General features: G+C 45.3%; 12 protein-coding genes. 1 reads left to right on the plus strand and 11 read right to left on the minus strand.

The features are described 5' to 3' along the window. Positions 1–105: 105 nt before the first annotated feature. From MHI51_RS18190 to MHI51_RS18210, 5 genes are all read right to left on the minus strand, one after another. Positions 106–918 carry a DNA alkylation repair protein gene (locus MHI51_RS18190; RefSeq protein ID WP_076219533.1) on the minus strand — a complete coding sequence of 271 codons (813 nt, stop codon included), beginning with the start codon at positions 916–918 and terminating at the stop codon, positions 106–108. A 108-nt stretch (positions 919–1026) separates the two neighbouring features. Beyond that, positions 1027–1710, minus strand: coding sequence for a Crp/Fnr family transcriptional regulator (locus MHI51_RS18195; protein WP_405173159.1), 684 nt, complete (start codon positions 1708–1710; stop codon positions 1027–1029). Between the two features lie 82 nt (positions 1711–1792). After that, positions 1793–2848, minus strand: a complete 1056-nt coding sequence (locus tag MHI51_RS18200; protein WP_076219534.1) for an LLM class flavin-dependent oxidoreductase — start codon at positions 2846–2848, stop codon at positions 1793–1795. Between the two features lie 838 nt (positions 2849–3686). After that, positions 3687–4805 carry an acyltransferase family protein gene (locus MHI51_RS18205; protein WP_076277765.1) on the minus strand — a complete coding sequence of 373 codons (1119 nt, stop codon included), beginning with the start codon at positions 4803–4805 and terminating at the stop codon, positions 3687–3689. A 27-nt stretch (positions 4806–4832) separates the two neighbouring features. Continuing rightward, positions 4833–5777 (minus strand): NAD-dependent epimerase/dehydratase family protein, encoded by a 945-nt coding sequence (locus MHI51_RS18210; RefSeq protein ID WP_076129741.1) that lies wholly within the window; start codon positions 5775–5777, stop codon positions 4833–4835. Between the two features lie 101 nt (positions 5778–5878). Here MHI51_RS18210 and MHI51_RS18215 point away from each other — a divergent pair, with 101 nt between their 5' ends. Further along, a complete protein-coding gene (locus tag MHI51_RS18215; protein ID WP_405173160.1) occupies positions 5879–7525 on the plus strand; it encodes a glycosyl hydrolase family 28-related protein in 1647 nt (548 codons plus the stop codon). A gap of 6 nt (positions 7526–7531) precedes the next feature. Here the strand turns inward: MHI51_RS18215 and MHI51_RS18220 are convergent, their stop codons facing one another. Genes MHI51_RS18220 through MHI51_RS18245 form a run of 6 tightly spaced genes read right to left on the minus strand, consistent with a single transcriptional unit; the run spans position 7532 to position 14298 of the window. Next, a complete protein-coding gene (locus MHI51_RS18220; RefSeq protein WP_405173161.1) occupies positions 7532–8698 on the minus strand; it encodes a DegT/DnrJ/EryC1/StrS family aminotransferase in 1167 nt (388 codons plus the stop codon). Further along, positions 8695–9828: a GNAT family N-acetyltransferase gene (locus MHI51_RS18225; protein WP_076219539.1), complete on the minus strand. Its 1134-nt coding sequence runs from the start codon at positions 9826–9828 to the stop codon at positions 8695–8697. The genes MHI51_RS18220 and MHI51_RS18225 overlap by 4 nt, the downstream gene beginning before the upstream one ends. Continuing rightward, positions 9821–10618 (minus strand): N-acetyltransferase, encoded by a 798-nt coding sequence (locus MHI51_RS18230; RefSeq protein WP_076277769.1) that lies wholly within the window; start codon positions 10616–10618, stop codon positions 9821–9823. Before MHI51_RS18230 ends, MHI51_RS18225 begins: the two co-directional genes overlap by 8 nt. Further along, positions 10615–11241, minus strand: coding sequence for a sugar transferase (locus MHI51_RS18235; RefSeq protein ID WP_076129746.1), 627 nt, complete (start codon positions 11239–11241; stop codon positions 10615–10617). The genes MHI51_RS18230 and MHI51_RS18235 overlap by 4 nt, the downstream gene beginning before the upstream one ends. A 24-nt stretch (positions 11242–11265) precedes the next feature. Then, complete coding sequence (locus tag MHI51_RS18240; protein WP_256721903.1) at positions 11266–12384, minus strand: LCP family protein; 1119 nt, start codon at positions 12382–12384, stop codon at positions 11266–11268. Positions 12385–12387: 3 nt separating this feature from the next. Next, entirely contained in the window at positions 12388–14298 is a 1911-nt protein-coding gene (locus MHI51_RS18245; protein ID WP_076194875.1) for a nucleoside-diphosphate sugar epimerase/dehydratase, read from the minus strand. Positions 14299–14312: the final 14 nt, after the last annotated feature.

The raw sequence follows: 14312 nt of genomic DNA on the forward strand, positions 1-14312 counted from the left end.
TCTTTCTCTTGAATTATCCAAGTTATCCACAATAAAAAAACGCCAACACTTATTAGCTCATAGTGTTTGGCGTTGGATTATCCAGTCTAAAGTAATGCACTAATTTTATTTTTGATCAGTAATACTTCTTGTTGCCCGGGTTACAATCCGCTTTGTTTCCTTGGTACCTGATAGGTACAACCAATCGTCACAAATTTGCTGTACCCATGCCGGATGGCTTTTACTAGCATCATTTAACCAATTGCTTACAGAATCCTGAACGTATTTTGCCGGATCAGAGTTAAGAGGTTCTAATAGCGGAAGGGCAATCGCTGGATTTTCTTTGAGCGCTGTAATATGCTTTGCCCATACCCCATGTGGGCGCGTCAATTCGATCGCAAATCTCCTAATATTCGCATCCTGATCATGAATCCAAGCCTTTAATAATTCAATGGAAGCATCCAGCTCGGCAATGACTGATTCCCTTAAAGCCATCCATGAAATCTCACGCACCCCAAAATGACCATCCGCTGCAAAAGGACGGATTGCTGTTAGTTTTTGAACTAGACTCCATTGATGATTCTGGCCCACGATATAAGCAGCCCAGCAGCGAACACTATCGGATTTATGATGAGCTAACACAGCAAATAGCCGGGAACGTTCCAGCTCTGATTTACAGTCAAATAGAAGCTGCCACTCACGTGAAATCACCGGGATGAGCTTCATGATTTTCTTTTCCGATAACGCATTCAGCCTTTGTAAAATTGGTTTAGCTTCCTGTTCAAAACCTAGCTCATTCAGTACATTTTCCAACAAGACAAGATGATCCACAGCAAGCCATTCCGTTAAATTCACGCTCTGTAAATATCCTTTATTCAGCAGTTCTACAATCTCAACGGGGATTTCAGTAACCCTCCGAGCGCCCTTCCTGTGTTCCATGGAAATCGTCCCTTCACTATGATTTGAAAGCTTAAATCACCTTCATGTCATAGCTAGGATACCGTTGTTTCTAAAAATGAAGCTGTAATCTCGTTTACAACTCGATATCTATGTTATATTTCTTTCCAAAATCTTGTCTCGCTGGATATAGATAGTTCTGAACCCTGTCTGAATAACCTCCGCTTTCACCAATTCTTGCAATGCCACTGTTACAGCTTCTCTGCTGGCTCCAATTAAATTAGCGATTTCTTGATGCGATAGAGGAACATTAATTTTGTAACAATTATCCTTATGCTCAACCCCATGCTGATCCGCCAGCTTTAAAAGAACGCACAATATTTTATCATGCAGATTTCCGATGGCTAGATTTTGAGTTAACTGACTCATACTTTTTATGCGGTCGCTCAATACTTGCAATAATGACATCATAAACCTAGGCCGGTGAGAGATGAATTCTTCAAACCTTGCAGGATCAATTGTGCAGATATGGCTTTCCACAATCGTTTCAATATAATGTTCCTTCGTTCCAAAAGAAATCATACCCATTTCACCAAAAACATTACCCTCACTGAGGATATCCGATGTAAATTGCTTACCGTTTGCGTTTAATTGGTATAAGCGAACCTTTCCTTTTTTCACAAAAAACAGTCCTTCAGAAAAGGTTGACGGTGTTTGGATATATGTATTTTTGGGGACTACTGTTATTCGCGTTAATTCTTCCATTTCAATTAGATCTTCCAGTCCTAACGATTGAAGCAAATTGAATTGAGATAAATAATGATTTTTTTCCATTGCCCCTCCTGTATAAAACGCTATTCATTTCTTCAGTATACCTTACAAAAAAAGCCACGTCCTAAGGACGCAGCTTACTAAATTAGCGGTTACTTGCTTCCCAGCGCGCTACTTCTTCCCGCACACGTGGGGCCACTTCGGTGCCCAGCAGTCTAATCGCCTGCATAACATCCTCATGAGGCATCGTGCCGTGCGGCACATGTAAAAAGAATCGCGTAATTCCCACATGCTTGCGCAGATGAATGATTTTATTAGCGACAGTTTCTGGATCACCTACGTAAAGGGCGCCCTCTAAGCTGCACGCTGCATCATAATCTGCACGATGGTACGGAGGTGTTCCTTTTTCCTTCGCCCGCACATTGGTCCGGGCATGCGTTGAAGGGAAAAATTTCTCCAGCGCTAACTGATTAGTCTCCGCTATAAACCCGTGTGAATGCGAAGCGATTGGAAATTTTGAAATATCATGCCCGGCTTCAGCTGCTGCTTTTTTGTAAAGCTGTACATGTGACGCATAATCCAGTGGTAGAACATTCCCTATAATCGCTAAAACAAAAGGCAAACCTAGTGATCCTGTGCGGATCGCAGATTCTGGACTTCCTGCACTCCCGATCCAAATCGGTAAAGGATCTTGAACCGGACGCGGGTAAATCCCCAAATTTTCTATAGCTGCTCGGTGTTTGCCTTTCCAGGTCACTTTTTCTGACTTTTGGATGGCTAATAACAATTCCAGCTTCTCATTAAACAGTTCTTCATAATCCTTCAGATCATATCCGAATAGAGGAAAAGACTCTGTAAACGAACCCCGGCCGATCATAATCTCCGCACGTCCGTTTGAAATTCCGTCCAGCGTTGAAAAGTCCTGAAACACACGCACCGGATCGGCTGAAGACAGGATCATTACAGCACTGCTCAGCCGGATCTTAGTAGTCAACGAAGCAGCCGCAGCCAGTACAACCGCAGGTGAAGACGCCGCATAATCATGCCGATGATGCTCACCTACTCCGTATACATCTAATCCCACCTCTTCGGCAAGTACAATTTCCTCCACTACCTCACGTAGTCGTTCTGCATGACTTATTGTCTCACCCGTTTGGACATCAGGTGTGGTCTCGACAAATGTGCTTACTCCAAGTTCCACTATTCATTTCCTCCTAATATTCTGCACGATGCATTATTCTCTGGATGTAAAAAACCATAAAGGGACTACCTAATTATACTAACTAATTTAGGTCCCTTCGACTATAATCGAAGTTCATCTAATTAGATCCCCCTCACTATAGATCGGACTGAGGAGCCGTTAATTTAATAATTTCATTCATTTTGCTAAATTATCGGACTTAGATGCAGCTATTCGTGCAAAGTAGCTTCCATAATGTGTGTTTTTATGGAAATAAGCGCAATACAGTCCGAAACTATCGCAAAATGAACTAAAAAGTGAAAATAGCTGCAATACGGTCCGACAAACAAGACCTCGTGTGAACTGACCACAATACAACAATTATACTGGGACTTTACCGCCAATGCGCCACAGTGCAGCTAAGGCGTGGTAACGACGAAGTTTGTTTAATTGCATTTACCACCAACGCACAGTGCAGCTAAGGCGTGGTAACGACGAAGTTTGTTTAATTGCATTTTGTGCAACTATATATGCTTTGAGGGTAGCCTTTGTGGATTTAGTTGCACTCTGTACACTTAAATACGAGCACTTGCCTCAATATGGCGGGATTCTAGAATAATAGTTGTAAAATATGCAATTAAACTGCCCTAAAGCTGCGAGCATAAGAGCTTAAATGTACTTTTTACAACTATTTTGCTTTTTTAATGAGAATTGAGAGGGTGCTGCTAGTGCGATGTAATCGCGATGTAATAGCAAATGTAATTAGCAATGTAATTAGCGAAGTAATCGCAATAATACAAAAACAAAAAAGACCACTAATCACCTTAACACAGACGATTAGCGGCCGCTCAAATCCAAGCTAGTTTGCATTCCCAATATTCGGAGTTATCGGCTTATCCAGCGATTTCGGTGGTTTGCTTGGGTTTATCCCAACGCCGATCCGACCGAATACATACGCTCCGCCAGGAATACGATTCGCTAAATTCATTATAAGTGCCGAGCCTACCACACAACCGACAAATTGCAGCAGAACACTAAATAGTCCAAGGTTTTGCAACCCAAATGAAGCTGGAAGCTTAACGAATATAGCCAATAGCAAAGGATGAAGCAAGTATATGCCAAAAGAATATCTGCTGCTCCATTCCAGTACACGTGGCACTTTCTTCATTTTCGATGCCACGGAGAAGAGCAGCAAAATCATGCTTAAGGCGAATAGAAGCATATCAATTCTTTTGGAGCTATGCGCCGTTATCCAGCCTTGACTATTCACGAACAGCACTAGCGCACCTGTCAGAACCGGGAGCGTGTATACGGCTATGCGGAACTTTTTTAATTTTTCCCGGAACCACAGCTCATTTCGTCCCAAGTAATAGGCTACTGTAAAGTAAAAAATCCAACCAGGTGCGAAAATCCAGTACATTTTATCCCAGAAATAATGGGCGGCTGCCGTATCTGCGGGCGTAGTAAAGTTGAAGAAACCCAAATAGATAACGTTAATAAGGAACGATACAATTAGAACATTGCGGGGGTTAAGCCGCTTCGCATACGTCTGAAACCAGAGGAATAAAGCATAAAACTGAAAGATAATCAGTATAAAATAGCCATGGAAATCTCCAATCAGCAAATGACGCCAGAGGTAATACCAAAAAGCCTGCAGCAAAGGAATGCCGTCACTACTCGACAGCTCCAATCCTTTTAGTCCTGCATACAAGGTCCCGAAAAAAAAGTAAGGAAATAAAATATACTTGATTCTTTTCTCCCAAAATCTCGCTGGAATTTCATTGGGATAGGCAAATGACAACACGAATTGGGAGATAAATACGAATACAGGTGTGCCAAACGTTAGCAGTAAACCCACCGACTCTACCCAAGATGTATTTCCATCGTCATAAACCCGGTAAAGAGCATGCAGCAGGGCTATACTTAAGCAGGCTACACTACGAAGAACGAACATTTCCGAGTTCATTTTGCGTTCCATGCGGAGTGCCCCTTTCAATGGGTGCTTTTAATGATCTACTGCGCTTCCTACACTTAAGCGGTCAGTAATTGTTTTTTCCAGCCCGGTATGAAAGTTATGGTTAGGGAACCAAGACAATAATTCCTGGGCTTTTTGATTGTTTAAATAGCTATGGAGAATATCCCCCGGACGGGGCTCCGCATAGGTTGTCAAGAAATCCCGACCCGTGATGTCCCCTAACATCCGAACCATCGTATTTATCGAGGTTGGTATTCCGCAGCTAATATTCATCGTCTCATTATTCACCCTGCCTTCGGTCTGAACCGCGTCAACGAACGCTTGCGCCACATCCTCCACATAGACGAAATCTCTAGTCTGCTCACCGTCCCCATAGATTACGAGATCCTTCCCTTGCTTTATGCGATCCAGAAAAACGGATACAACGCCAGCTTCTCCATGCGAACTTTGCCTTGGCCCATATACATTAGCGAGACGCAGAATCGTATATTTCAGCCCATGTAAGCTGGCAAACATCCGAATATATGACTCTGGTACACTTTTGGATACACCATAGCAGGACTCGGGATTTAAAGGATGCTGCTCATCAATGCTCAAATATTCCGGGTTCCCATAAACCGCTGCCGACGAGGCATAAACTAGCTTTTGAACCTGATGGATCTCGCACATGCGCAGTACATTCAGCGTGCCAACAATATTCACATTCGCATCAAATAACGGGTTCCGCTGTGATTCTCTGACGTCGATCTGTGCAGCCAGATGAATGACTGCATTTGGCTTTTCAAGGTTAAACACCTCATGCAAAGTCTCATCCCGAATATCGTACTTATACAGAACCGCAGCAGGATTCATATAAGTCAGACCGGAGGCTCCGGATACATTATCTACAATCACAGTTTCTATGCCCTTTTTTATTAGCCGATCAACCACATGGGATCCAATAAAGCCTAACCCCCCAGTTACCAATACCTTCAAAATAAAAAACTCCTTTCGCCCGCTAAGAGTGATCTTTGTACCGTGCATTCCCCGAAAAATTCACATAAAATACAAAATCAAAGGATAAAGGAGTGAAGTATATGGCTACTGCCCCTATTCCAGACAGCTCGGTGACTACGTCCATCCTTTCTGATGGTGCGGTCACATCTATTAAAATAGACCCTGAGACTAACGGTTATGTGAACGTCCGATCGTACGGCGCTGTAGGAAACGGTATTAAGGACGATACAGTAGCGATTCAAAATGCTATCAATGCGGGAAACGCCAAAAACAAAGTAGTAATCTTTCCTCCAGGTGTATATAAGGTATCTTCGGGACGCATGCGTAACCCCTCCATCCTCGACTGGTGGTGTCTTCGAATTCCAGCCAAAACGAATTTAAGCTTTGAAGCCGGCTCCAAACTTGTGCTTGCCCCGAACCCACCCTCAGACACTAGGGTTCTAGTAATCTTAAATGCCTCAAATATTACAATCGCGGGCACCCTTGAAATTGATGGAAGTGCATCGACTGTTAAAACAGCCGTCAACGATCAGCTTCACGGCTTGTTCATTTCTTCTTCGCAAAATATAACGATAGAGTCAGTGTACTCTCACGATTGCTATGGGGATAATATCTTCATTGGGGGGACAGAAGAAATCCCCTCCGTTAATGTGCACATCGGATATGCACGCTGTGAGACTGCTGGACGAAAGAACTTTGTGGTCCATTTTGTAGACCAGCTTCATGTCAACAGAGCGGTTCTGAATAATAGCCGCGGTGGCGCGCCTGGTTTTACTGGTGCTAACTCTCTCGATCTTGAACCCGATGTCTTTAAAGGAACGCGCAGCTTTTATCAGCGATTCGACTCCTTGACAACCATAGGTTTCGGTAACGATCTATCAGCAGGGCTTACAGATGCTATCGCTAGACTCTGGACACTCAACATCGGTTCACTAGATATGCTTGTAAGCGGATCGGTAAGTCCAGCCTTACTGTCCTATGGACTGACGCTGAAAATCAATCACTTGGCTATCCGCTCCACCGATCATAAAGCTAGCTTCGGTCTACAGACGATCTATTCACAATTTATTGATATCGCTAGCGCCAAGTTCGATGGCATCGGGGGCCCTGCGATCTATACAGCGTTTAATGCTGCCGGAGGTAAACCAAGATTGCATATCGGTTCGTTAGGAATGTACGGTTCGGGTTCCACCTTAGCAAGTGGTGTCCGAATCGACGGAGGAGATCTTTATGTGGGGACGATAGATGCACAGGATTTAACGGGCAATACCTTGCATTTATTCACAACGGAGTCTGACGCGATGGCTACTGTCGACAATATGATCGTCCGCAATAGCGGAACCAATCAGGTAGTGCTAGTCTCTTCTTACGGTGCAGCTAAACCGTCTCTGCGCCTCAATAATGTAGCGGTGTTTGATACCCGAGCAGTGAAGGTAAAGCGAATTCTAGAATTCGAAACACTAATCGGCATGCAAGGCACATCACTAGGAACCTTGTATAATCCATATTCGCTCCCTGAATGGTTCTCGACCTACGGTAACTTCAAACGGGCCATTCGCCTCACTGGGGGGGCAGTGTTGCCCGCGGTGTTCATAGTAGAGGGTTCGCCCGAGGGAGTCGTAACCGCCCCAGTTGGCAGTCTGGCCATGCGAACGGATGGCACGGCACAAGCCACTTTTTATGTGAAGGAAAGCGGATCAGCTGCCAGCGGATGGAAGGCTAAATAAGATGAATCAACGGTATTGGTTACATGTCTCTATCGCATAAACGACACGTTCCAAATCCTCATCCGATAAAGAGCTTCCAGAAGGCAGGCAGACACCTGTTGAAAATAATTTATCCGATACACTGTATTCCTCACTGTAAGGATAGTAGTAATTGCTCTCGAACAAGGGTTGTAAATGCAGCGGTTTCCATACAGGTCTAGCTTCGATATTGTGCTGTTCCAGACATGACAGGAGTTGTTGTGAAGAGAACCCCGCCACTTCTTCATCGATGGTCAGCGCACTCAACCAGTGCGTGCTGCGACAATTGCGCGCTTCCGGCATAAAATGAAGACCCGGTATGGAACCTAACCGTTCCCTATATCGCCGGCCAATAGATCTGCGACGCTCTACTCGCTCTTCAAGCAGTTCTAATTGACCGCGTCCTATGGCTGCCAACAGGTTGCTTAACCGATAGTTGTATCCCATTTCGGAATGTTGATAATGAGGGGCAGTGTCTCGGGCTTGCGTAGACCAGAAGCGCGCTTGATCTAAGGCTTCGGTATCGTCGGATACGAGCATGCCCCCACCTGACGTCGTAATAATCTTATTTCCGTTGAAAGAATAGATTCCGAATTGGCCCCACGTTCCGCTGGCCTTGCCTTGGTAGAAAGCGCCCAGTGATTCGGCAGCATCCTCAATCAAGGTAATTCCATATCGGTCAGCTATTTCTACAATGGGCGCCATGTCAGCACTTTGTCCGTATAAATTGACGACAACAGCCGCTTTTGGCAGCAGCCCTTTGTCATTCAAAGCTTGGCAGGCCCGCTGAAAAGCTAGCGGACACATGTTCCAGGTCTCAGGCTCTGAATCGACAAATACGGGGGTGGCCCCCAAATATAAAATAGGATTGGCGCTAGCAACGAACGTGAGCGTAGAACAGATCACGTAATCTCCTTGTGTGACACCGGCTAGACGAAGTGCGAGATGAATCGCCGCCGTGCCAGAGCTTAACGCTAGTGCACCCTTTGATCCTGTGTAGGCGGCCATCTCCCGCTCGAACGCATCAACTTGCGGACCAATAGGAGCAATCCAACCAGAGTGTATCGCCTCCTCCATGTAGACCTGCTCACGACCACTAATATGCGGCGGGGATAACAAGATTCGTGGCAGAATGCTCGTTTGACTAATGCTCATGCGAAGCTCCTTTCTCCATTTGGACCGATTTCTTCAGATGGAATACATATCATATCGAGATCTGGATGCCGATAGAGCGGAAAGTAATTTCCTGATATTCTGGTGTCACAAAAGGATATGATCCGCTCATACAACTCTGGGTAAAAAATTCGTTTACCTAAGTAATAGTCAAGGGGTTCCAGTTGTGTCGCGAATCTATGCTTGAATTGAAATAAGTCGTCATTCCCCTTATATCCCCCGCCAAGATGAAAACATTCAAAGCCATTTTCCATCCCCCACTTGGCTGCTGCGTGTATTAGCAATTTGGTAGGTGACCACTGCAGATAGGCGCGATCCCAACCACATAGGTGATAATGCATCCACGGTCGTTCATGTAACACGATGCTGGTCGCCACCGTTTTCTCCCCATCCATAGCTTCGAATAGCTCTACTCTCCCCTCAAGTAGATGACTAGTATCTTCTATAAATTTTTTGGGAAAATAATAAAAAGAATCCGCCTGTAAATCGTTTAGTGTTCCGTAATACAATTCACTGAAGGACTCAATACGATCCTTCAGATTCGAATTTCGAATCGTAAAGGGTGCGGACTTTAATTTATGAATATTCCGTTTATGATTGCTGCCATAATGCCGGATGAGCTCTGACTCCGAACCCACAGTCAAATCAATATAAATTGTATTCCTATTCCATTCGGTGGTCAGACCACTTTGATATTCCGTAGCGTTGCCAATCAAGGGATGAAATCTTACAAACTCGGTCATGATCTTTTTCTCTCTACAGTAATCCGTGAACGTTTCACTGAATTGCCGGTACAGCTCACTTCGTTCGGCTCCCGGAGGGAGATTCGATATCGGTCCCCCGTATCCATAGGGTGTACTAATGTCGTACCAATCGCCTTCAAGCCCCAGTTGGATTACGGCAGGAAGATGGCTTATGGAGCGAAGTAAGTAAGGATAAACTATGAGCTGGTCTCCCTGCTTAAAAACAAACAGCTCTGCCTGCTGATGCTCTCCATCCTCAAACAGCCGAAAAAACGCTGAGGAGAAATAGATATCCTTCGTCTCTAACTGGTTCAAATAGGCATCCCATTCCGCTGAACTAGAGCTGCCTAACACGATAAAGTTACTCATACAACACCTCTTGATTCTCCAATATTTTGATCATACGTATACTTTCAGTGCTTAAGATTAGCCCGGGGTCTCGCTCACGCAAATAAGCATCTGAAGAAAGCAACAATAGCCTTTTCTCCCGGTCTAAATCCATTAATACGTCTGTCAAAAGATTGCAGCCACTCCACCCTCCACTTTGCAGTTGGATACGATAATACTGTTCACCTAACCGGCCCACAACTGAAGTCTCTTCCTTCGTTCTAATCTTAAGAGAAGAGAATCCATACTTTTGATGATATGCCTCTGCCATCGGATAATCATCTATGATGTACGCCAATGCTTCTCTATCCCTATCAATCGATGGAGCCAAATCTCTTACATACCAGTAAGTCCGGCCTTCCTCTGCAAAACCAAGCCGCAAATACCAAGCATGAGCTTGCTCATTCCACGAAAATACATCAAGTGCCAGCTTCGAAATGCCATCCTTTTGGGCCAACGTCTCCCCGTACGCCATAAGCTTGCCGCCGATGCCGTCTTTTCGATAAGCTGCGTCCACATTCAAGTTATTCAGAACCAGCATCTGCTCCATTCTTCGCCATTCAGCGAATCCAATAAGAAGGTCTTCAGAATAGGCACCAATCAGCAGTGTTGCTGAATGGCTTCCGCATTTACATGCTGCTTTCAAATATTCGGGATAACCGCCACAGGCGAATATGGTTTGATTGTAGACCGACTCTGGCAAGTTGCTCTGTAAGAGCCGGCATGCAAGGTGAATATCATCTTCCTGAAGCGGACTAAACCGCAAATTCATGCCGACCCCTCCTTTTGGTTCATTCTGTACTCATCGAGCGGCAGACTATGCTCACCCGGATTGGCCACAACGTCATCTTGGCGGATCACCTTCAGCACAGTTTTGCATAAGATCAACGCATCTAATCTAAAGCTTAGCTTCTCAACATAGGTAACGTCATAGGAGAGCCGCTGTTTCCACTCCGAAGTATTACGTCCAGATACCTGCGCCAATCCCGTTATTCCGGGTCTTACAGTAAATCGCAGCCGCTCCCGTTCAGAGTAATGCGGGCTGTAACGGATGAGCAAAGGTCTTGGTCCGATCAGACTCATTTCTCCCTTCACAACATTTACTAATTGCGGGAGCTCATCCAGACTCAGCTTTCGAATCAATCCGCCGAATTTGATATAACGCCGAGCATCCGATAACGGCTGGCCCTGCGCATCATACATTTCAGCCATGGTTCGGAACTTGTAGATGTAGAAGGGTCTTTCTCCCATTCCCGGCCGCTGCTGCTTGAACAAAATAGGACTTCCCAGCTTTATCCGAAGCAGCAACGCCACCACAGCCATGACCGGACTAAACACACCTAACATAACGATCGCTCCCACCAAATCGAAGCCCCGCTTCATATGGCGATACATGGTAGTCTTTCCCCCGCCTTTCTCTTATTCCGTAAAAAGACGTTCTGTAAGTGACTTTACCTCTTCCGGATTTGCACTCCAATAATACACTTTGGTTCGGACGAGCGGATCTAGAGCAGAGCTGTTATGGCCAGGAATCTGTTCGTAAGCAAAATCTGCGGAATCCATTCCTTTGAATAGCCAAGCTAAGCTCATCAAATCACTGTCACTAAAACTCGTATCAATAATGTCTTTCTTTTCACGCAGTAGCAGTCCCGCTAGATCAGGAATATGCTCCGGACTTAATAGCTTTTTGGCTACAGCCCGAACGATATTGAATTGCTCCCGTTGGCGGCTAAAGTCACCCTCCGGAGTCGAGTAGCGCTCCCTTGCTAAATAAAGCGTGTGGGCACCATCCAGATGCTGCTCACCTTTCTTGATGGTGATCTCCGGAGTGATGGTCACATCCTGATCAATCAGCATATCGATCCCGCCGATCGAATCGATGAAATCACGAACACCGGAGAAGTTCGTCTTGATGTAGTAATGAATAGGAATATTCATAAAATCACTAACGGCTTGAATCAGTGTCAGCGTACCCTGCTGATTCCCACCCTTTGTTTCACCAACGATATGTGCATGATTGATCTTGGTATAACCGACGTTCTGCACATAAACCCGCGTGTCCCGCGGCACAGATACGATATTCACCTTCCGTTGATCCGGCATCACATGGGCAACCATGATCGTATCTGCCCGCGAGCTTTCTCCGCCCCAAGTGTCTGTTCCAATTAGCACTACATTAAAGGATGAGCTTTTCTTGTCTGTTGGAGATGTCACCGCAGTTGGAGTCTGTGTAGACGTTGTAAGGGTAAGCTCATCCATTTGCGCTTGTGGGGCTGGTGTGCTGAGCGATTGCACCATCGCTTCATTGTCCGTAACCACATTAGAGCTAGGGATCGTCAAGGGGTTAAGTATCGCCTTATTAAAACGATGCTCTGGATTCAATATCCCTCCAATCCAGATCCCCCCAACTACAACCACAACAAGAATAACAATCAGGCTGTATCGTCCCACCCGCCGCATGCGTGAACGTTTACCTGTAATTGCCTTGTCGCGCTTGCCCCATAATCTTGTCATCCATGAATGCTTAGTCGACTTCATAGGTCAGATTCCCGCATGAACTTCGGATTTAATGCGTTCAAGATCATGTGTGCCCACCTGCGGTTCTTCCTGAAAGCCCGAATAGCTTGGAATTAGCTGCTTTAGCAGTTTTTTGATCTGATGACTGCTTGGCATCAGTTCATACCGTTTGCACAAGTTCTCCAGAACCCCCAACACCAAATTCAGTTCAGATCTGGAGACACTTTGCGGGCGGCTAATCATAATACGGTAGTTGTTAGTGACCAATAACCCTTCTTCTTCAGTCAAAAGCTCCTCAAACAATTTTTCTCCAGGACGAATGCCAGTGACCACAATGGGAATATCTTTGTCAGGCTCGAGACCCGACAAGCGGATTAAATCCCTCGCTAGATCGTATATACGAACTGGCTTACCCATATCCAGCACAAACACTTCTCCCCCTTGTGCCAGCACACTTGCTTGAATAACCAACTGTACCGCTTCGGGTATCGTCATGAAGTAACGCACCATATCCATATGTGTAACCGTCACCGGGCCGCCGTTTTCGATTTGTCTTTTGAATAACGGAATGACACTGCCACGACTGCCCAGCACATTACCAAAACGTACAGCGGCAAAAACCGTCTTACTTAAGGAATTCTGATCATTAATGATCATTTCCGCGGCTCGTTTCGTGGCCCCCATAACACTGGTAGGATTAACCGCCTTATCCGATGAGATGAGGATGAACCGTTTAGCACCATATTTAGCACTCGCTTCCGCTACATTCCTTGTGCCGATCACATTATTTTTAACTGCCTCTACTGGATTCATCTCCATAAGAGGAACATGCTTGTGCGCAGCGGCATGATACACAATGGAGGGGCGGAACTTTTGAAAAACGTTATCGATCCGCGATACATCCTGAATGTCCGCTATAATGGGATGAATGATCTGATCGGGATATAACTGTCGCAACTCTTGTTCAATAAGATAAATGCTATTTTCTCCATGCCCCAAAAGCAGCATTTCCTTCGGACGATACGCAGCCAATTGCCGGCATAATTCCGAACCAATTGAACCGCCTGCACCCGTGATGAGAATACACTCGCTTCCCAAATTCTCACGAATCTCTTCCGTATTAATTTCTACGGGACTTCTCCCCAGCAAATCATTTACGGATACTTCACGGATCATGTTAATGGCCATTTTCCCGTCCAAAATATCGGTCATACTAGGCATTAACTTGATCTGAGCTTTGGTAGATTTGCAGATTTCGATGATCTCCAGTAATTCCTTTTGAGGAGCCGTAGGCAAAGCGATGATAATGAACGAAATATCCAGCTGCTCGACTGCCTGGGGAATGAAGTTACGGTTACCGACAATCGGCAACCCCATAAGCTCCAGCTTGCGCTTTGAGATATCATCATCTATGAAGGCAACTGGGTTCATGAATTTAAATCTTGAATGCTTGATATCTTTGGTAACGAGGATGCCTGCTTTCCCTGCCCCAACGATTAGCAGATTGCCTTCGGATGAACCCTTTGTTCCCAGTGTTTCGAATCTATCGTTGATGAGGCGGTTAACTAAACGTAAGCCGGCAATGCCGAGAAATACGTAACCCGCTGCAAAATAAATCGAAATCGGCAATCGATAGGAAGGGACGAATACATGCGCAGATACATTGACAGCGACCACTCCGCAGAGTGTTAAAGCACTCACTTTTAGCAGCTGCAATAACTCACCTATACCGGTGTATCGCCAGATATTGTTATACACCTTGAATCCAAATGAGAACGCTGCGTACACCATAATGTGAATGAGTATCGCCCACGGAAGCATCCACATGTACTGCTCAGGGATTTGAAAATCAAACCGAAGTAAAAACACAAGCCACACTGAAGCCGCTATAATTCCCGCATCCAACATGACTAAACGTACGATCCGCATTTTCATCACTTCTTTCTCCC

This window comes from Paenibacillus sp. FSL H8-0260, assembly GCF_045040625.1.
GTDB classification, from domain to species: Bacteria; Bacillota; Bacilli; order Paenibacillales; family Paenibacillaceae; genus Paenibacillus_AQ; species Paenibacillus_AQ odorifer.